We start from the raw sequence: 18,067 nt of genomic DNA, 5'->3' as shown, positions 1-18,067 counted from the left end.
CTTCAAATTCAAAAAAAATGAAATTAAAAAATAATATATTGAAATTTGGTCTAGCAGCAGGTATTTGCGTTTTAGCAACTACTTCATGCCAAGACCTTACCGACTTGCAGCCAGCAGATGCGTTTTCAGAAACTACCGCATTCTCTTCTGCAAAAAGAGCTGAACTTTCTGTAATAGGAATGTACAACGCCGCTCAATCTGGTAACTATGCTGGTAACGTAGTAAGAGGGTATCCGTTTGGAGCCGCTGCTATAGAGCAAGGTGACATGCGAGGCGAAGATATGGTAAACCAAGCTGGTTTTTATGCGATCACTAACGAGTCTACCTATACTCCTACAACCGCTAACAATGTGTGGATGTGGAATACGCTTTTTACTCTTATCAATCAAGCTAACATCACGATTGAAGGAGTTCAAAAAGCAGGAACAGAAGGTTTGATTACAAGCGAAGCTGCTTTGGCTTACGAAGGCGAAGCTAAGTTTTTAAGAGCACTTGCTATGCACGAGCTGTTGATTAACTTCTCAAGACCATACGCTGACAACAAAGGTGCTGGTGTGGGTATTCCAATCAGAGACTTTGCAGTTAACTCACCTGCCACAGTTGAAAAAGCTGTAGGAACTGGTAGAGGTACAGTGGCCGAAGGTTATGCATTTATTTTGAAGGATTTAGATTTTGCGGAAGCTAACCTTCCGGCTACAAGAGCTGGAAACCTTAAAATAGTAAGAGCTGTAAAAGGTGCTGCAATCGGTCTAAAAACTAGAGTGAAATTACACATGCAAGACTGGGCTGGTGTATCTGCTGAGGCTGCTAAAATCGTTTCTGCTTCTGCACCATTTACAAGTGCAATAGGCGGATACAAATTGACAGCTACTGCTGACGGTCCGTTCAAAAACATGTTTTCGGAAGAGGCTCTTTTCTCAATCGAAAACAATGCTCAAGACAACCCAGGTGTTAACGGTGCTTTAGCTGCTATGTTAGGTAGCCCAGCACTAGGAGGAAGAGGTCTTGTAGTTGTTAGTCCTATCGTTTATAACCTTCCGGCTTTTAAAGCAGACGACTCTAGAAGAAACCTTATGGTAAATAATGGTAGAAGTTACTTTACTACAAAGTATTCGGACTACACAAACAGATCAGACAATGCTCCTATTTTAAGATACGCTGAGGTTTTATTAAACTATGCTGAAGCCGAAGTAAGAGTAAACGGAGTAACTTCAAAAGCAATTAGCCTATTAAATGCCGTAAGAGGTAGAGCAACAGCAAGCGGTGTTTATGCATTATCTGATTTTTCAACTCCAAAAGACTTGATTAATGCCATATTAATAGAAAGACGTATTGAATTTATGGCAGAAGGTAAAAGATGGGGTGATATACACAGATTGGCTCTTGATGCTGACTATTCCACCGGTGGTATTCCAGCTAAAATGGCTTACGGTAATGCTACTTTTGCTACGTACAATTTTGTAACAAACCCGGCTTTGACCAAAAACATTGCGGCAATTCCTTACGCTGATTACAAGTTTTTATGGCCAATACCTGCTGACGAACTTGCTAGAAACCCTACACTAGCAGCTCAGCAAAACCCAGGATATTAATTCCATAATTATCCGATAACTAAAACGGCGTCTAAATTCAATTTGGACGCCGTTTTTATGTTTAAAGCACCCTCAATCCTCTCCGCAATCAACTAAAACTAACACTTCACTTGTCACTTTTCTTATAAGTGTCGGCTACCATACAATATTCTGAGGTTGGTTATTTTAATATTGGTTTTGATTTGTATAACAAGTAATGTCAAAACAATAAATGACTTTTTTGAGTTAAACTTATTTATTTATCAATTAACTAATTTAAAAACTATCACTATGGAAAGAAAACGACTTCTATTGAGTTTCTTTTTTAGTCTTATTTGTTTGGTTTCGTTTGGTCAAACCAGCCAAATTACTGGAAAAGTAACCTCAGCCTCAGATGGATCAGGATTACCCGGCGTAAGTGTAACCGTAAAGGGCACCACCACCGGTAGTATCACTGACGAAACAGGAAGTTTCAGCATTAATGCTTCAAACAAAGACCTTTTGGTTTTTAGTTTTGTTGGGTATTTACCTCAAGAAGTATTAGTTGGGAATAAAAAGATTATCAACGTAATCTTATCTGACAACGATACTTTTTTAAATGAATTAGTGGTAGTGGGTTATGGTGAGCAATCCAAAAAACTCAGTACACAGTCTATCTCTACCGTAACTTCAAAATCCATAAAAGATCGCCCGGTACTTTCGCCACAAGAGTTACTTCAAGGTCAAGCGGCTGGAGTTCAAATGGTAAACTCTTCGGGTCAGTTGGGAGCTAACTCTTCTATCAGAATCAGAGGAGCTGCCTCAATTACGGGAGGTGGACAGCCACTATTTGTGGTAGACGGTGTTCCACTAAACGACGGAAGCTTATCGGCAAACCAAGGAGGCGGTACTTCTATAAATCCCTTAATAAATATCAATACCAATGATATAGAGTCAATGTCGGTTCTTAAAGATGCAGCAGCTGTATCCATATATGGTTCAAGAGGTGCGAATGGTGTAATCATCATTACCACTAAAAAAGGAGGAAAAGACAAAAAAACAGAGATAAACTTGGATACCTATACAGGTTTTTCGTCTCCTACAGGATTAATCGGGATGATGAATACAGACCAGTTTTATCAGCAAGTAAATGCTTCCCGTACGGCAAGAGGTTTGGCAGCGGTAACTCCAAATACCGATTACTTTGACTGGCCTGACGCGGTAGTACAACAAGGAAGAACTAACAACTTGAGCCTTTCGGCGAGAGGTGGAAGTGCCAATACTACTTTTTATGTTTCGGGTACTTATGGCAAAGAGTCTGGTTTTACTATCGGAAACGACCTGAATAGACTTTCTGGAAGATTAAACCTCGAGCACAAAGCAAATGATTTCTTGAGCATAGGAACAAACATCAGTTTATCTAACGTAAATCTGGACCGAATCGGGGTTGAAAACAATACCTTCGCTCCATTGACATCTGCTTACCTACAGTTACCATATGTATTGCCTCGTGATGCTAACGGCAACCTCTTGAATACAGGTTTTATCCAAAACGTATTGGCTATTGAAGAGTTAAATACAAACTTATACAAAGCAGGTCGTTTGACTGGAAATGTCTTTGCCAATTTTAAACTTGCCAAAGACTTAGTTTTTAGAACCGACTTCGGAATGGACAAAAACACAGGAGACTCGAAAGCCCGTTCGGTAGATTTACTTGCTCCCTCAGGTAGTGGCTCAAGAGACTTACAAATAGACAACAAATGGTTAAGCACAAACACCCTAAAGTATTTCAAGGAATTTGGCAAAAGCACAATTGATGTTTTAGCTGGTTACAGTTACGAAACTTCTCAGTTTGACAGAATAGCAGTAGGTGGTTCTGGCTATGCCAGCGATGGCTTACCAAACGTATCCTCTGCTGCTACGCCTACTTCTACAATTGAAGAGCGTTCTCAGTGGGCACTTCAGTCGCAGTTTTTAAGACTTAACTATAGTTTAAGCAATAAATACTTATTAGAAGGAACTATCAGAAGAGACGGTTCGTCGAGATTTGGGGTCAACAACCGCTACGGTATATTTTATGCCATGAGTGGAGGTTGGTTAGTGTCTGAAGAAAGCTTCATGAAAAATCAAGATTTCATTAATTTCATGAAACTAACCGTTAGTTACGGTACAGCCGGAAACGACAGAATAGGTAACTTTAGCTCGCTTCCGTTATATGGTGGTGGTACTACTGCTGACTATTTGGGTTTACCTGGTTTAAGACCTACACAAACACCTAACCCGAACTTAACTTGGGAAGAAACAGCTCAACTTGACTTAGGTATTCAAACTACCTTCTTCAAAAACATCTTTACTTTAAATCTAAATTATTATGACAAAATCACCTCAGGTTTATTGTTAGATGTACCGTTTCCGTTTACTACAGGATTTGCAAGTGCATCACAAAACGTGGGACGTATGCAAAACAAAGGAGTTGATATAGATTTTTCTGCAAATATCATCAACAAAAAAGACTTAAACTGGACTGTAGGTCTAAACGCAGGTTATGTTAAAAACACCGTTCTTGAGTTACCAAATGCTTCTGTAGATCCAGACGGAAACAGATTTGTGGCGGGTTCAGCAGCACAAAGAGCTGTGGAAGGAAGGTCATTAAATGAGTTTTATATGGTAAGGGCAAATGGCGTAAATCCTGAAACAGGTAATTTTGAGTGGTTAGACAAAGATGGCAACCCGACAACTACCTATTCGGCAAACAACAGAGTATTTGTAGGGTCAGCAATTCCAAAATGGGTGGGTGGACTAAACTCTAACGTAAGCTACAAAGGCGTAGACTTAGGATTTTTATTTAACTTCTCATATGGCAACAAAATATTAATTGACGGTTTAAGATTTACAGACAACGTAAACTCGGCAGGCTTTAATAAGTCAATAGACTTACTTGACTACTGGAAAGCACCAGGCGATCAAACTTTTGTGCCAAACCTAGCAAGCCCTACCGCAGGTTTATTTAACCAAGCCTCTACCCTACAGTTACAAAACGGATCGTTTTTACGATTAAGAAATGTATCATTGGGTTACACAATTCCTAGTTCTATACTAAAAGGTCAAAAAATATTCAGATCTGCTAGAATATACGGAATGGGACAAAATCTTTTCTTAGTAAAAGATAAAAACTTTAGAGGACCAGATCCAGAAGTATCGGCAAACGGGCCAAACAACGTAATCCAAGGAGAATCGTTTTTTGCACTTCCGCAAGCCAAAACATTTACTTTTGGTTTAAACCTAGGCTTTTAATTAAACATTATTAAGAAAAAAACACATGAAAAAAATATCGATAATATTAAAAAGTTCGCTGCTTTTTGGTGTACTCTTCACCTCAAGTTGCGATAGTAGATTAGAGATTTTGCCAGAACAGTCACTTTCTGACTCGCAGGCATTTGTGAGTGGAGCCAATGCTCAAGCGTCGCTTCTGGGTGTATACTCGCAAGGGCAGCTACTTGAAGTTTTTGGTTCAGGACCACAAATCATCGAAGACTACCAAGCAGATAACACCGAGTTTGTGGGTTCATTTCCGACCCTACAAGACATCAATAATTACATTACTACTTCGCCCAATGCTACGGTTCAAGGCTACTGGCAAGTACAATACCGTGTAATTAACGCCGCCAATGCGGTTATTGATAACGTACCTGGTATAGTGGACCCTAAACTTACCCCAGAGTTGGCTAAGCAATATGTGGCAGAGGCCAAATTTTTGAGAGCCATCGTTTACTTATCTCTTGTAAACTCATTTGCTCAGCCATTTCAAGTACAAGCTGGTGCAAGTCCGGGTGTTCCATTGGTTTTAAAAAGCTTTACCGGAACCATTGAATTCCCAGCTAGAGCTACTGTAGCACAAGTGCATGAGCAAATCAAAAAAGATTTAACAGAGGCACTTGTAGACTTGCCAGCTCAATACAGCGTAGCAACTCAAACTAGAGCGAGAGCCACCAAAGGTGCAGCCGCAGGATATTTATCAAGACTACATTTGTTGAGAGGAGAATATCAGGAAGCCGCTACTTTTGCAAATCAGGTAATTACAAGTTCTTTGTATGCCCCTGCTACTAACTACTCGTTTTATGGAGCCACTCCTACTTCTGAGCATGTATTTGCCCTGGTAAACAGTGCCACAGACAACGGCAGAACGGGTTCAGGTGGTTGGGCTTCTTACCATAGACCTGCTGCCAAAGGCGGAAGAGGTGACTGTGCATATTCGAGCAGCTTAACTACGGCATTTTTGACTGAACCAACAGATAAAAGATATACCGACCTTTCGGATGTTGTGTCTGCTGCAGACGGTGCTACAAGAAGAATGACCACCAAGTTTCAAGATGCGGCTACAAACACAGACCTTGCTCCTCTTATGCGTGTATCTGAAATATATCTTACAAGAGCTGAGGCACTTGCAGAGTTAAATGGCATAAATACTGAGTCTCTGACTTTGGTTAATACTATCAGAACTAGAGCAGGACTACCGGCATGGACTACCACTACCTTTGCTACAAAAGCAGCATTCATTGCGGGTATATTAGACCAAAGAAGAAAAGAACTTTGTTTTGAAGGCCACAGAAGAATGGACTTACTGAGAAAAGGCTTGCCACTTAGAACTACAGGACCAACAGCGGCTCTAGCGGCTTTTGGAGCTCCTAAAACCGTTTTACCTATTCCTCAAAGAGAAATAGATTTAAATCCGAGTCTAACCCAAAACACAGGGTATTAATTTTTTTGCAAATACCTTTAAAATAGCAGAGGCGTCTAAATCAGATTTAGACGCCTCTTTTTTTGGGGTTTATTCAAGTGTTACAAAAAAACCTCGGCAAGGCCAAGGTTCTTTGATTCATCATAGGTTATTTCAATATCTTTATTTGAGATATGCAAATTTATGCAAAAAAATATATACGAAGCAAATTTATTTGCAAAAAATTGCACAAATAATTAATTTTTCTTTAATTTTATTGCACAAATACAAGAATAAGGCGTTATTCAAGCAAGATTTAACTCAAAATGCTGAAAGAAGAAAGACAAAAACTGATACTCGAACAATTGAAATCTGCAAAAAAAATAAACTTTGCAGACCTAAGTAATTTATTAACTGTCTCTTATGACAGTATCAGACGTGACGTAATAGAACTGGAAGACAAAGGACTTTTGAAAAAAGTGCACGGAGGGATAGTTTCTAATTCTTATCTAGACATATTGGGAGGCCAAAGAACAGGGGTTAAAAACGGAAACGACATAGAGACAGTATTTAACAAAGCCGTAAAACTTTTTCATAAAAATCAGGTTATTTTGATGGATGGCGGCACTACTAATTTCTTTTTGGCAGAAAGAATACCCAAAACTTTACACTTAACCATAATCACCAACTCGCCTCCCCTAGCTATGGCTTTAAACAACCACGAAAACATAAATGTGATTATGCTCGGTGGCCAATACTATAAAAGATACCAAATAACCATGGGCTTAGAAGTAAGCGAACAAATCAGAAACTTCAACTTTGATATGTACTTTATGGGCATCAATGGCATAGACAAAGACCATGGTTTTACGATTAGAAACCAAGAGGAGTCTATTTTGAAAAAACAAATGATGGCGAGGTCGAAAAAAACGATATGCTGTGTAGTGGAGGAAAAGGTTGGCGTTATAGAGCCTTACAAAGTATGTGATTTAGAAAACATCTCCACCTTGGTAACCAACCTAAAGCCTACTGATAAACTATTAGCCGATTTTGCCAAAATGGAGATATTATAAAACCTTTAGAATCTCAATCTCAAAGCGGCCAAGAAGTTAGTTCCCGCCTGTGGAAATAAGAAGTTCTCCGTGATTTTGCCATCATACAAATAGCTGTACGTGTACCCATTTGATTCGTATTGATGATTAAATACATTATTTACCAATAGGCTCACGTTTATTTCTTTCATATATTTTGGCTTCAAGGTATATGACATTCTCAAGTCATTCACAAAAAACGCATCCAATTTTCTAGTGTCCGAAGATGTGTTATCCAAATACTGTTTGCCCACATATTTTGGAAGCAACGCTATTTCTATTCCTTTATATGGCAAATAGCTTATTGAACCACCCGCAATCACATTTGGAGAAAACGAAATGTCTGTATTTTTAAAACTATTCACCTCATTTGGGCTGTCGTCATAGCTTGGTATCACTTCCGTAAAACTCGCTATTTTGTTTTTACATAAAGTCAAATTTCCCGCCACCATAAATTTCTTATTTAACTGGGCAGCAGCTTGAAGCTCAATACCTGCACGGTAACTTTTATCTACATTTTGTCTGATAGAAGCACCCACATCGTTTATTTGCCCTGTTAGTACCAGCTGATCTTTATAGTTCATAAAATATCCGTTTACTTCAGCATTCCAATTGCTTCCAGCTTTTTTATATCCCGCCTCGTAATCTACCAGTTTCTCTGCCTTTGGCACTTTAGGTGCATTGTCTACAAAGTCTTGTCTACTTGGCTCTTTGTTTCCAACTGCCATACTTAAATATGCGGAGCTACTTGGGCTAACTGTATACGTTAAACCAAGTTTTGGATTAAAGAAATTATACGTTTTGCTGTAGTTTATTTCTTGCAAAGCATCTTCTATTCCTTTCATGCTAAAACCTACGGTTCTAAACTGTAAATCCACATAGGCATTCAGTTTTTGAGACAACTCATAGTTAGCTTTTACATACATATTAAAGTCATCTTTTACTGAATTATTGTCGTAGTAGCGTTGTCTAATATCGCTATTTGAAGCATATTTGGCCCAAATGATTTCACCATAGTGGCCGCCATCATACTTATTCCATCCACCACCAATGTTGGCGTTTAGCTTTTTGCCACTTTCGTAGTCAAATGACCATACCGCACCATAAAAATCATTGTTTAACCACTTCCTTCTTATCAAATCAGTACGTTTTATTACTGTTCCGTTTACCGTAACATTATCTAAACCATAGTCCGCAAACTTTTGATCATATTTAAATTGCTCATAAAAACCTTGTCCGTGTGTATAGTGTAGCGTTGGGTTAAATCTCCAATGCTCCGAAAATTTAAATGAAGATATCAATTGAATGTGATTTTGTGCATAATCATCTACTTCATTGTCATAGGTATAAAAATTATACGTACGACCACTCGCTAACATTCCTTTTTTGAAATTCTCGTCGTAATAGTTTCGCTCTATAAAAGCATCCAAACCTTTTGCGTCTCCTTTGGCCAAAGCCTCCGGTATACCATTCCAAGACTGATATGTTTTTTCATGTCCCGAAAATACGTTTAAACGTACAAACGAATTGTCTCCATAATATCCACCAGAAAGGTAATACGACTGCAAATTAGAACTTGCTCTGTCTACAAATCCATCTGAGGTGATTTTAGAAAGTCTTGCATCTAATACAAAATGGTTATTTAACAAGCCTGTAGAAGCCAAAACGTTGGTCTTAAATGTATTAAATGAACCAACTGAAGTATTTACTTCGCCGTAGGCTTCTTTGTTTAGTTGTAAGGTATTTACATTTATACTACCTCCAAATGCACCTGCACCGTTGGTAGATGTACCTACTCCACGCTGAACCTGAATACTCTGCACGCTCGATGCAAAGTCAGGCATGTTTACCCAATATACCCCTTGTGACTCCGAGTCATTGTAAGGAATACCGTTTAAGGTTACGTTAATTCGGGTTGGATCTGAGCCTCTGATACGGATTCCCGTATACCCCACACCCGCTCCTGCGTCTGAAGTAACCACTACCGATGGCAGCTGATTTAACAAAAATGGCAGGTCTTGACCTAAATTTTGTTTTTGAATATCGGCTTTCTTAACATTGGTAAATGCCATTGCAGACTTGTCGTTGGCACGTGTAGACTTAACCACCAACTCACTCAGAGCTAACTCTTTAGATAAACTATCACTTGTTTTTTGAGCAAAAGAACTGTTGGAAAGCAATATTCCAAAAAAGAAGGCAAAAACCACTGAAAGGTTTTTTAAACGAACTGATTTTTTTTTCATAACAATTATAAAAAATTATTACGAAGCAGATAAAGGAGCAAAACGCTGTCTTCGGGCCTATTTTAGACCTATTAAAACTTAATTTTACTATTGAAATTTCTGAGAGGAATTAGATTTATGACCGGTGTAAAATCCAAAACTTTAGCTCAAATCCCTTCGTCGGTACTAACCGAATCAGGTTCAATGGGTATGATCTCAGCCCGTTGTATTCAGGCACCCCTTTTATGAGATTTCGGGTGCAAAGGTAGGAGATTAAAAACTTAACAGCCAAGTATTTTTTCAAAAAAATTAATTTTCTGAACCCGAAACCGCCATTCCAAGACTCAAAATACCAGCTGCCGTAAGATAATGAAACACATCTATTGACATTTCGCCTTTACCAAAAATCAAGTGTCTATACGTAGCTAATCCGAAGAAAATAACCCCCGCAATCATCCAAAACCCTATTTTTACGTTTCCTTTTGTAAGAGCAAAAACACCCATAATAACCACTACAGTCATGGCCATAATTGGCATAAATTCGGCTATGGCTTTGAAACCAAAACCTTCTGATACGGCAAACAATACAAAGCCTAAAGAAAGTAAAAGATATACAAATATTCGTTTTAAAGGAATACCACTCGCAAGAGAAAAAGAAGCCCCTATAAGGCCCACACTACCCGTAATGGTAGCTATTTTTTGAAAAAACATAGAAGCAAGACCCGCCTGCTCAAAACCCGCGAACCGGATGGCTCCAAATATGGCAGCACCTGCTACAGAAAGCACAAATGACTCCCATAGAATGGTGCTCGAAAGGTCAAGTTTGATTAAATATCTAAAGAATACATATAAACTAGTGGCAGCTAATACGGAGTCAGAAATAACATGTGATAATTCCATAATCTTAATAATAAGCGAGGGTTTATATGATTTAAATACCGGTCAATGTTACACAAACCTAAGAAACAAAATTGACTTCTGGCATAATTTCTATTCCGAATTTCTCAAAAACCGATGCCTGCACTTTTTCGGCCAACTGTTTTATTTCAATGCCTTTACCCTTACCGTAATTAACCAAAACCAAGGCTTGTTTGTCATGCACGCCCACCTCACCAAATCGTTTTCCTTTCCAACCTGCCTGCTCTATTAACCAGCCTGCAGGTATTTTCACTACACCTTCTGATATCGGATAGTTTGGCATTGCAGGGTATTCTAATGCTATTTTATTGTATTGAGCAGTTGGTATTTCAGGATTTTTGAAGAAACTCCCCGAATTGCCAATTTCGGCAGGATCCGGCAGCTTACTCTTTCGAATCGCGATGACGGCTTCGCTGATGGCCTTTACCGAAAGTTCCGTTACACCGCTCTCGGTTAAGGTATCTTGAATGGCTCCGTAGCTTGTCTTAAATTCTGGATTTTTTTGAAACCTAAAACTGACATTTAATATAAAATATTTGCCTTTGCCTTCGTGCTTAAACACTGATTCTCTGTAGCCAAACTTACAGTCATTTAGATAAAAAATCTCTGTCTCGAGGGTTTCAATATTTAGTGCTTCCAAACTCACAAAAACGTCTTTTATCTCTACGCCGTACGCCCCAATGTTTTGCATGGGTGCAGCTCCTGTGGTACCTGGTATTAACGACAGGTTTTCTATTCCTCCCAAGTTTAGGCCCACCGTGTGCATCACTAGTTGGTGCCACACTACGCCGCCACCCACTTTCAAAACCACTTCATTTTGGTCTTCAAAGGTCTTTTCTATGCCTAATATTCCATTTTTTATCACCAAACCGTCCCAATCGTTTAGCAAGAGTAGATTACTACCTCCACCCAAAATCAACTTGCGTTCGGCTTTCATTTCTTCGTTTTGATAAAGCTTAATCAAATCAGACACATGAAAAACCGTAGTGAAGTATTTGGCCACTACATCGAAACCAAACGTGTTATATGGTTTAAGCGAAACTTGTTTTTGAATCATAAAAAACTAAAATATTAGACCTGCAATTTAACACCTGATTGTTTTTGAAAAGTAAATTTCAATCAAAACCTTTTAAATAATAATTCTCTTCAATTACTTAAAGTGGTTTTTTCTCGCCTGCCGTAACTGCAATTTTCAACTGATTTTCTTTAGGGGGAATCGGGCAGGTATAGTTGTCAGCAAAGGCACAGTAGGGATTGTAACTGGTATTAAAGTCTAACCAAAGCAAACTGTCTTTGATATCATGAATGTTTATATCCATATACCTGCCTGCACCGTAGGTTTCTTTTCCTGAAGTCAGGTCTTTAAATGGCAAAAACAGGTAATCCTTATAAAGAGGATTTACCGGAAAAGAGGCATATAAAACCAAACTTTGCTTTTTACCCTTTATTTTAAAGGTCAAAATACCATACGGCACGAAATCTTTGAAACCACCCGATGAAGTTGCAAACGAAACCACGTCCTGATTTTTAGCTTTTTTCAGCTTCGCCAAGGTATTCCAAGTTTCATCTATGTCAAAAAAATCTTGTTTGACTCCCGGAAAAACCTTTTGGGTCTTGGCAATATATTCCGCTCTTTTTGAATCAGTTACATGTTGAGAAAAGGAGATTTCAGGAATAAAAATCAAAGAAAAGAATAAGACAAGTAAGGCTTTGGTGGTTTTCATGAAATGTATAAACAATAAGTGAGACACAAAAAAAACAAGTTTTGGGCATAATTAATATTTTTATACCAAAAAATGCTGAGATATAAACATGGGAAAAGAAGTAAGAATTATTAACTTTGCAACATTTGCAAATCAGAGACAATTTTAGCCCTTTATTTTTGCAAAAGGTTTATTCGAAAGGGCTGGGGGATATTTTTTTTAAAAACTTAAAACAATATTTTATAATGACACAAAAAGCTAAGATCATTTACACTATCACTGACGAAGCTCCCGCTTTGGCTACTTATTCGTTTTTGCCAATAGTAGAGGCATTTGCTAAGCCAGCTGGTGTAATGGTAGAAACGCGTGACATCTCGCTATCGGGTAGAATAATCGCTAGTTTTCCTGAGTTTCTGAGCGATGATCAAAAAATCACGAACGACTTAGCCTACTTAGGTACGCTTGCCACTGAGCCAGAAGCCAACATTATAAAATTACCAAATATCAGTGCTTCTATGCCACAACTTAATGCGGCCATAAAAGAACTTCAGGAGAAAGGATACAAAATACCTAGCTACCCTGATGAACCTGCTACTGATGAAGAAAAAGCGATAAAAGCGAAATTTGATAAAATAAAAGGCTCGGCGGTTAATCCAGTTTTGAGAGAAGGAAACTCGGATCGTAGAGCTCCTAAGGCAGTTAAAGAATACGCGAGAAAGCACCCACACAGCATGGGAGCTTGGTCTGCAGACTCTAAGTCGCACGTAGCGAGCATGGTAGATGGAGATTTTTACGGCAGCGAAAAATCAGTAGTTGTAGAAAAAGCAACTTCGGTTAAAATAACTTTTGTAGATGCTGCCGGCACTGAGACAGTATTGAAAGCAAAAACTGACCTTAGAGACGGAGAAATAATTGACTCTTCGGTAATGAGTCTTGGAAAACTGAAAACGTTTTTGGCTCAAGAAATAGCTGACGCTAAAGCCGAAGATGTATTGTTTTCGATACACCTAAAAGCTACCATGATGAAGGTTTCTGACCCTATTCTTTTTGGAGCAGCGGTTTCGGTTTTTTTCAAAGATGTGTTTGAAAAACATGCAGCGGTATTTGAAGAACTTAACGTTAACCCAAACAACGGGCTAAACGATTTGCTGATTAAAATCTCTACTTTAGGTGCTGATAAAAAAGCAGAAATAGAAGCAGACATTCAAGCAGTTTATGAGAAAAATCCTGCTTTGGCGATGGTAAACTCTGACAAAGGAATCACAAACCTACATGTACCGAGCGACGTGATCATAGATGCTTCTATGCCGGCGGCTATTCGTACTTCAGGTAAAATGTGGGGACCAGACGGAAAAGCCAAAGACACCAAATATGTTATTCCTGATCGTAGTTATGCGGGTATTTACCAAGTAGTGATAGACTTCTGTAAGAAAAACGGAGCCCTTGACCCGGTAACTATGGGAAGCGTTTCTAACGTAGGTTTGATGGCCCAAGCAGCCGAAGAATATGGCTCGCACGACAAAACTTTCCAACTTTCGGCAGCAGGTACTGTAAAAGTAACAGATACTGAAGGAAACGTATTGATGGAGCAAGCGGTAGAGGCTGGTGACGTATTTAGAATGTGCCAAACCAAAGATCTTCCGATTCAGGATTGGGTGAAACTTGCCGTAAACAGAGCGAAAGCAACTGGAACGCCTGCTATTTTCTGGTTAGATAAAAACAGAGCTCACGATGCTCAAATAATAAGTAAAGTAAACCAATACCTACCAAATCACGATACTACAGGCCTTGATATTCAAATCATGACGCCTCAAGAGGCTACACAGTTTTCGTTGGAGCGTATCGTAAAAGGATTGGATACCATTTCGGTAACTGGAAACGTATTGCGTGACTATAATACCGACCTTTTCCCTATTTTAGAAGTAGGTACTTCGGCCAAAATGCTTTCAATAGTACCGCTTATGAACGGTGGTGGACTGTTTGAAACAGGTGCAGGTGGTTCAGCTCCGAAGCACGTACAGCAGTTTTTAGAGGAAGGATATTTAAGATGGGATTCGCTAGGTGAATTTTTAGCACTTGCGGTTTCTTTTGAGCACCTTTCTAATACTTTTGGAAATCCAAAAGCTCAAGTATTGGCAGACACGCTTGACGAGGCTACGGGTAAATTCTTAGACAACGATAAGTCTCCTGCACGTAAAGTGGGACAGTTAGATAACCGTGGCTCACATTTTTACCTTTCGCTATATTGGGCACAGGCTTTGGCTGCTCAAACGAAAGATGCGGATCTAAAGGCTACATTTACGCCAATAGCAGAGGAAATGACAGCGAAAGAAGCAGAGATAAACGCAGAATTAATAGCGGCTCAAGGAAAGCCACAAAACACAGGTGGTTACTACAAGCCTGATTTTGTATTGGCATCAGCAGCTATGCGTCCAAGTGCTACACTAAATGGCATTTTAGCAAAAATCAAATAATTAAAATTCATTGTTTTTATAAAAAAACAGAGCTCACAAGGCTCTGTTTTTTTTGTGGTTAAGATTGAAGAGTGATACTGAATAGGCGTTTTCTGTCTAAGTTCTATAATTTTTATTTTTATTTTATCTAACGGTTAAATAATTTTCAGTATTTTGGTAGCACGACCCAATTAAACCTACAAAAATTGAGATATTCTACACTATTAATATTCTTATTTAGTTCATTTTTTGCTTTTCCACAAAGCCAGAAAAATTTTCCTACCATTACCTTAAACGGACTTGGAGGCCAAACGTTTGTCAGCAAATCAAAAGATTCTATTTCTATAAAAGGCCTGGAAAACTTGGTTGATATTGAATTTCCAAACAGTAAAGATTCTATTTATTATCAACTGATGGGTTATGATGAAAAACAGGCAAAATCTGCTTATCCGAAAATCAGATATACCAACCTTGTCGGCGGCGATTATGAACTAAAATATCGACTTGCAAGCCAGCCAAAGTATAGTATTATTAAAGTAAATATAGAAGAAGCTATTTGGCAAAAATGGTGGTTTTTTCCGATGATAATTTTCTATATTTTGCTACTGATAGGCATTGGCATGTACTTTTTTTTCCTTTACAATTTTAGGCAAGAAATGAAAGTACAGCAGATAAGAAATAAAATTTCATCAGACCTCCACGATGAAGTGGGCTCAAACTTAAGCAGTATTGCTATTTACACCCAGGTGTTACGAAAAAAGTTAAAAAGTGCCGAATATGATTCCATTTTGGACAAAATAACAAGTAACTCCAAAGAGTCTGTTACCCTTATGCAAGATACAGTTTGGGCTATAAATCCCAAAAACGACACCCCAGAGAAGCTTTTTAGTAGGATAGATTCTTATGCCAAAGGACTTCTTACATCAAAAAATATAACGTATAAACAGCATGTGAATATTGATTTTCAAAAATTAATATTAGATATGGAAGACCGCAAAAACCTTTATTTAATACTTAAAGAAGGTTTAAATAATATTGCCAAACACGCCGAAGCATCAGAAGCAAAATTAGTAGTGAGTTCAAAAAATGGCAAAATCGAATTTGTATTAACGGACAATGGGAATGGTTTTGACCTTAACCAACAAAGCGAAGGCAATGGGCTAAAAAACTTTAAAGATAGAGCCGAAGAGTCTAATTTCAAGTTGAAAATTATTTCTATAAAAGATACCGGAACCGAAATTTCAATTGAGGTTTCTCCCTAATATTAGCGATTTTAAACATTAAAAAAAAAAGCCAATTTTGTTAAAAAAAAGCAAAATGGTAACAATCGCACAGCACATATATAACAATTACAGTTACACTAAGCCCATGATACGAGTAGTACTATTTGAAGACAATAAAAACCTCAGAGAGAGTCTGAGCTTATATTTGGGTAGCTGTGATAATATTTTGATGGTTGGGTCATACCCAGACGCAAGAGATGCCTCCAAAATAGTAAAAAAACAAAAGCCGGATGTAATTCTAATGGACATAGAAATGCCATACGTAAACGGTTTACAAGCTTTGATAGAAATCAGAAAGGCAGTACCCGATGCTAAGATATTGATACAAACTGTTTTTGAAGACGAAGAGCGGATATTTCAAGCAATATGTGGTGGAGCGTCTGGTTATATTACAAAAAATCCAGACCCTGACAAATATGTACAAGCTATAGAAGAGGTACAAAATGGGGGCTCACATCTGTCGCCTTCGATAGCAGCTAAAGTAATGAAAATGTTTCAAAATCAATTTGTAAAACAACAACCTACCTATATAGACTTGACGGCTCGCGAAAAAGACGTATTGGGATGTTTGGTAAAAGGAATGAGTTACAAAATGATAGCCGATGCTTGTGAAATTAGCTATGCTACTGTAAACACGCATGTTAAACACATTTATGAGAAACTACATGTAAACTCAGCACCTGAGGCCATCATTAAGGCCATAGAGATGCGATTGGTCTGAAGGTTTGCGATTTAAGCTTGTAAAGTCCTACAGCTAAAAGGAAATAAAATATAGGATCAGATAAGTTTTTTATAGTTCCCATAATAAATGCCAAGTCATCAGAAATTGGAGTAATGGCATCAGTAATTGGTTTGAAGATAAGTTTAAGTAAACTGTAGATTAGAAAACTTAAATTAAACCAGAAAAGTGGTTCTTGCTTTAAGTTTTTAATTTTAGGTGATTTGGCTAACTTTCTATGAACTATAAATGACATAAAAATTATCAAGCCAAATAAAATAATTGAATTATTAAAGCCTCTTAGGGGTGAGGTTGGAATGGCAATTTGGTAAAACATAATAAATAAAAACAAACTACCAATTGCAACAATAATCCAATTGATAGACTTAGAATTAATCACTTTAGAATACCATATACCAATTGTTAATATTGTAAAAACAGCGTATGGATTATTAAAAAAACGATTATCTGTGATACCTAATAATATAACCGAAGACATTAAAACTTCAAAAAGTGCGAAACCAATAATTGCGATTAAAATCCATTTGTATTCTTCTTTAAAGACTCTAAAATTAAGCAAAGTAAATAAAGCTAGAATATAAATAATGAAATTAAATAAATCTGCCGAAAGGTTATAAACTTGATACAAAAATTCAGAATAAAGTAAGACCATATGAAATTTAAATTTTAATCAAATAACAATAAATAATAATGAAAATGAAACAAAAAGTTCTTCTTTCACTAGCAATTTGCACAGCAATCGCTTTTTACTCTTGTAAAAGTAACAATGAAAGTGTTGCTTTAGTAGAATTTAAACATCAAGCTCACCTAGATTCACTCATAGCTGGCCAAATAGACTATGGAAGCAGTGAAGTAAACGAAAGCTTTATAAATATGCTGAATTTCCAGAAAAAGCACAATTGTGGTGAGGCTAATGGCACAGTTATTCCAAAATCGCAATTGGCACAAGCTCTAAACGGTTTTACCGAATCAGGAATAAACCTCCCTTTAGATTCTTCTAATTATGTAAAATGGGACTTTTTAGTAGTTTACCCAGGCATATCTATAAATGCCCAAGGCGAAGAAAGTCCAAAACCGGCTGTGTTTTATTATAAAGGTACAACAGGACCAAATGGAGACTTAATACCTTCTGGAAAACCTATACTTGACATCAAATTTATAGGTGGTGGTGGTGGCCCAGGAGATGGTGCAAAAGCAACTCCCCCTCCTACCACAACACCTACACCGTAAAGAAATGTAGAACAGCAAAAAAGCACTCAATTCATAAAATTGGGTGCTTTTTTAGAATTAGATATATCTGATAAAAACCTTACTCAATTTAATGTACCCATTTTTAAAAAAAAATTAACCCCAAAACAAAAATTTTAATAGATAACTGAGAGAAAATAACT

At 37.7% G+C, this 18,067-nt stretch carries 13 protein-coding genes and 1 riboswitch; of the genes, 8 read left to right on the top strand and 5 right to left on the bottom strand.

The genetic code is table 11. The features are described from left to right. Window positions 1-17: 17 nt before the first annotated feature. From ACFOOI_RS18955 to ACFOOI_RS18940, 4 genes are all read left to right on the top strand, one after another. Window positions 18-1,592, top strand: a complete 1,575-nt coding sequence (locus ACFOOI_RS18955; protein ID WP_379839649.1) for a RagB/SusD family nutrient uptake outer membrane protein — start codon at window positions 18-20, stop codon at window positions 1,590-1,592. Between the two features lie 270 nt (window positions 1,593-1,862). After that, window positions 1,863-4,844, top strand: a complete 2,982-nt coding sequence (locus ACFOOI_RS18950) for a SusC/RagA family TonB-linked outer membrane protein (protein WP_379839648.1) — start codon at window positions 1,863-1,865, stop codon at window positions 4,842-4,844. Between the two features lie 25 nt (window positions 4,845-4,869). Beyond that, the gene (locus ACFOOI_RS18945; protein ID WP_379839647.1) at window positions 4,870-6,309 is read left to right on the top strand and encodes a RagB/SusD family nutrient uptake outer membrane protein; all 1,440 of its coding nucleotides are present in this window, start codon (window positions 4,870-4,872) and stop codon (window positions 6,307-6,309) included. A gap of 284 nt (window positions 6,310-6,593) precedes the next feature. Then, complete coding sequence (locus ACFOOI_RS18940) at window positions 6,594-7,340, top strand: DeoR/GlpR family DNA-binding transcription regulator (protein ID WP_379839645.1); 747 nt, start codon at window positions 6,594-6,596, stop codon at window positions 7,338-7,340. 5 nt (window positions 7,341-7,345) lie between these two features. Here ACFOOI_RS18940 and ACFOOI_RS18935 read toward each other — a convergent pair whose 3' ends face one another. From ACFOOI_RS18935 to ACFOOI_RS18920, 4 genes are all read right to left on the bottom strand, one after another. Next, entirely contained in the window at window positions 7,346-9,601 is a 2,256-nt protein-coding gene (locus ACFOOI_RS18935) for a TonB-dependent receptor (protein WP_379839644.1), read from the bottom strand. A 134-nt stretch (window positions 9,602-9,735) separates the two neighbouring features. Beyond that, window positions 9,736-9,832: riboswitch (TPP riboswitch) on the bottom strand. 57 nt (window positions 9,833-9,889) lie between these two features. After that, window positions 9,890-10,480, bottom strand: coding sequence for a hypothetical protein (locus ACFOOI_RS18930; protein WP_379839643.1), 591 nt, complete (start codon window positions 10,478-10,480; stop codon window positions 9,890-9,892). A 58-nt stretch (window positions 10,481-10,538) separates the two neighbouring features. Continuing rightward, window positions 10,539-11,555, bottom strand: coding sequence for a UDP-N-acetylmuramate dehydrogenase (gene murB / locus ACFOOI_RS18925; protein WP_379839641.1), 1,017 nt, complete (start codon window positions 11,553-11,555; stop codon window positions 10,539-10,541). A 97-nt stretch (window positions 11,556-11,652) separates the two neighbouring features. Then, window positions 11,653-12,222: a DUF1684 domain-containing protein gene (locus ACFOOI_RS18920; protein ID WP_379839640.1), complete on the bottom strand. Its 570-nt coding sequence runs from the start codon at window positions 12,220-12,222 to the stop codon at window positions 11,653-11,655. A 224-nt stretch (window positions 12,223-12,446) separates the two neighbouring features. Between ACFOOI_RS18920 and ACFOOI_RS18915 the strand changes: the two genes are divergently transcribed. From ACFOOI_RS18915 to ACFOOI_RS18905, 3 genes are all read left to right on the top strand, one after another. After that, entirely contained in the window at window positions 12,447-14,675 is a 2,229-nt protein-coding gene (locus ACFOOI_RS18915; RefSeq protein ID WP_379839638.1) for an NADP-dependent isocitrate dehydrogenase, read from the top strand. A gap of 185 nt (window positions 14,676-14,860) precedes the next feature. Continuing rightward, on the top strand, window positions 14,861-15,916 hold the full coding sequence (locus ACFOOI_RS18910; protein WP_379839637.1) for a sensor histidine kinase: 1,056 nt from the start codon (window positions 14,861-14,863) through the stop codon (window positions 15,914-15,916). A gap of 55 nt (window positions 15,917-15,971) precedes the next feature. Next, the gene (locus tag ACFOOI_RS18905) at window positions 15,972-16,658 is read left to right on the top strand and encodes a response regulator transcription factor (RefSeq protein WP_379839635.1); all 687 of its coding nucleotides are present in this window, start codon (window positions 15,972-15,974) and stop codon (window positions 16,656-16,658) included. Here ACFOOI_RS18905 and ACFOOI_RS18900 read toward each other — a convergent pair. Continuing rightward, window positions 16,630-17,328, bottom strand: a complete 699-nt coding sequence (locus ACFOOI_RS18900; protein WP_379839634.1) for a hypothetical protein — start codon at window positions 17,326-17,328, stop codon at window positions 16,630-16,632. The genes ACFOOI_RS18905 and ACFOOI_RS18900 overlap by 29 nt on opposite strands. Window positions 17,329-17,372: 44 nt before the next feature. Here ACFOOI_RS18900 and ACFOOI_RS18895 point away from each other — a divergent pair, with 44 nt between their 5' ends. Beyond that, window positions 17,373-17,906, top strand: a complete 534-nt coding sequence (locus ACFOOI_RS18895) for a hypothetical protein (RefSeq protein WP_379839633.1) — start codon at window positions 17,373-17,375, stop codon at window positions 17,904-17,906. Window positions 17,907-18,067 lie beyond the last annotated feature (161 nt).

This window comes from Lacihabitans lacunae (assembly GCF_042649125.1).
GTDB lineage: Bacteria > Bacteroidota > Bacteroidia > Cytophagales > Spirosomataceae > Leadbetterella > Leadbetterella lacunae.
The sequence above is the reverse complement of the archived record's forward strand: the minus strand, read 5'-3'. Positions and strand labels throughout refer to the sequence as shown.

Bases quoted from the DNA above. Each gene is read 5' to 3' on its own strand.
- ACFOOI_RS18955 (WP_379839649.1), top strand. From the start codon at position 18: ATGAAATTAAAAAATAATATATTGAAATTTGGTCTAGCAGCAGGTATT.
- ACFOOI_RS18950 (WP_379839648.1), top strand. From the start codon at position 1,863: ATGGAAAGAAAACGACTTCTATTGAGTTTCTTTTTTAGTCTTATTTGT.
- ACFOOI_RS18945 (WP_379839647.1), top strand. From the start codon at position 4,870: ATGAAAAAAATATCGATAATATTAAAAAGTTCGCTGCTTTTTGGTGTA.
- ACFOOI_RS18940 (WP_379839645.1), top strand. From the start codon at position 6,594: ATGCTGAAAGAAGAAAGACAAAAACTGATACTCGAACAATTGAAATCT.
- ACFOOI_RS18935 (WP_379839644.1), bottom strand. From the start codon at position 9,601: ATGAAAAAAAAATCAGTTCGTTTAAAAAACCTTTCAGTGGTTTTTGCC.
- ACFOOI_RS18930 (WP_379839643.1), bottom strand. From the start codon at position 10,480: ATGGAATTATCACATGTTATTTCTGACTCCGTATTAGCTGCCACTAGT.
- murB (WP_379839641.1), bottom strand. From the start codon at position 11,555: ATGATTCAAAAACAAGTTTCGCTTAAACCATATAACACGTTTGGTTTC.
- ACFOOI_RS18920 (WP_379839640.1), bottom strand. From the start codon at position 12,222: ATGAAAACCACCAAAGCCTTACTTGTCTTATTCTTTTCTTTGATTTTT.
- ACFOOI_RS18915 (WP_379839638.1), top strand. From the start codon at position 12,447: ATGACACAAAAAGCTAAGATCATTTACACTATCACTGACGAAGCTCCC.
- ACFOOI_RS18905 (WP_379839635.1), top strand. From the start codon at position 15,972: ATGGTAACAATCGCACAGCACATATATAACAATTACAGTTACACTAAG.
- ACFOOI_RS18900 (WP_379839634.1), bottom strand. From the start codon at position 17,328: ATGGTCTTACTTTATTCTGAATTTTTGTATCAAGTTTATAACCTTTCG.
- ACFOOI_RS18895 (WP_379839633.1), top strand. From the start codon at position 17,373: ATGAAACAAAAAGTTCTTCTTTCACTAGCAATTTGCACAGCAATCGCT.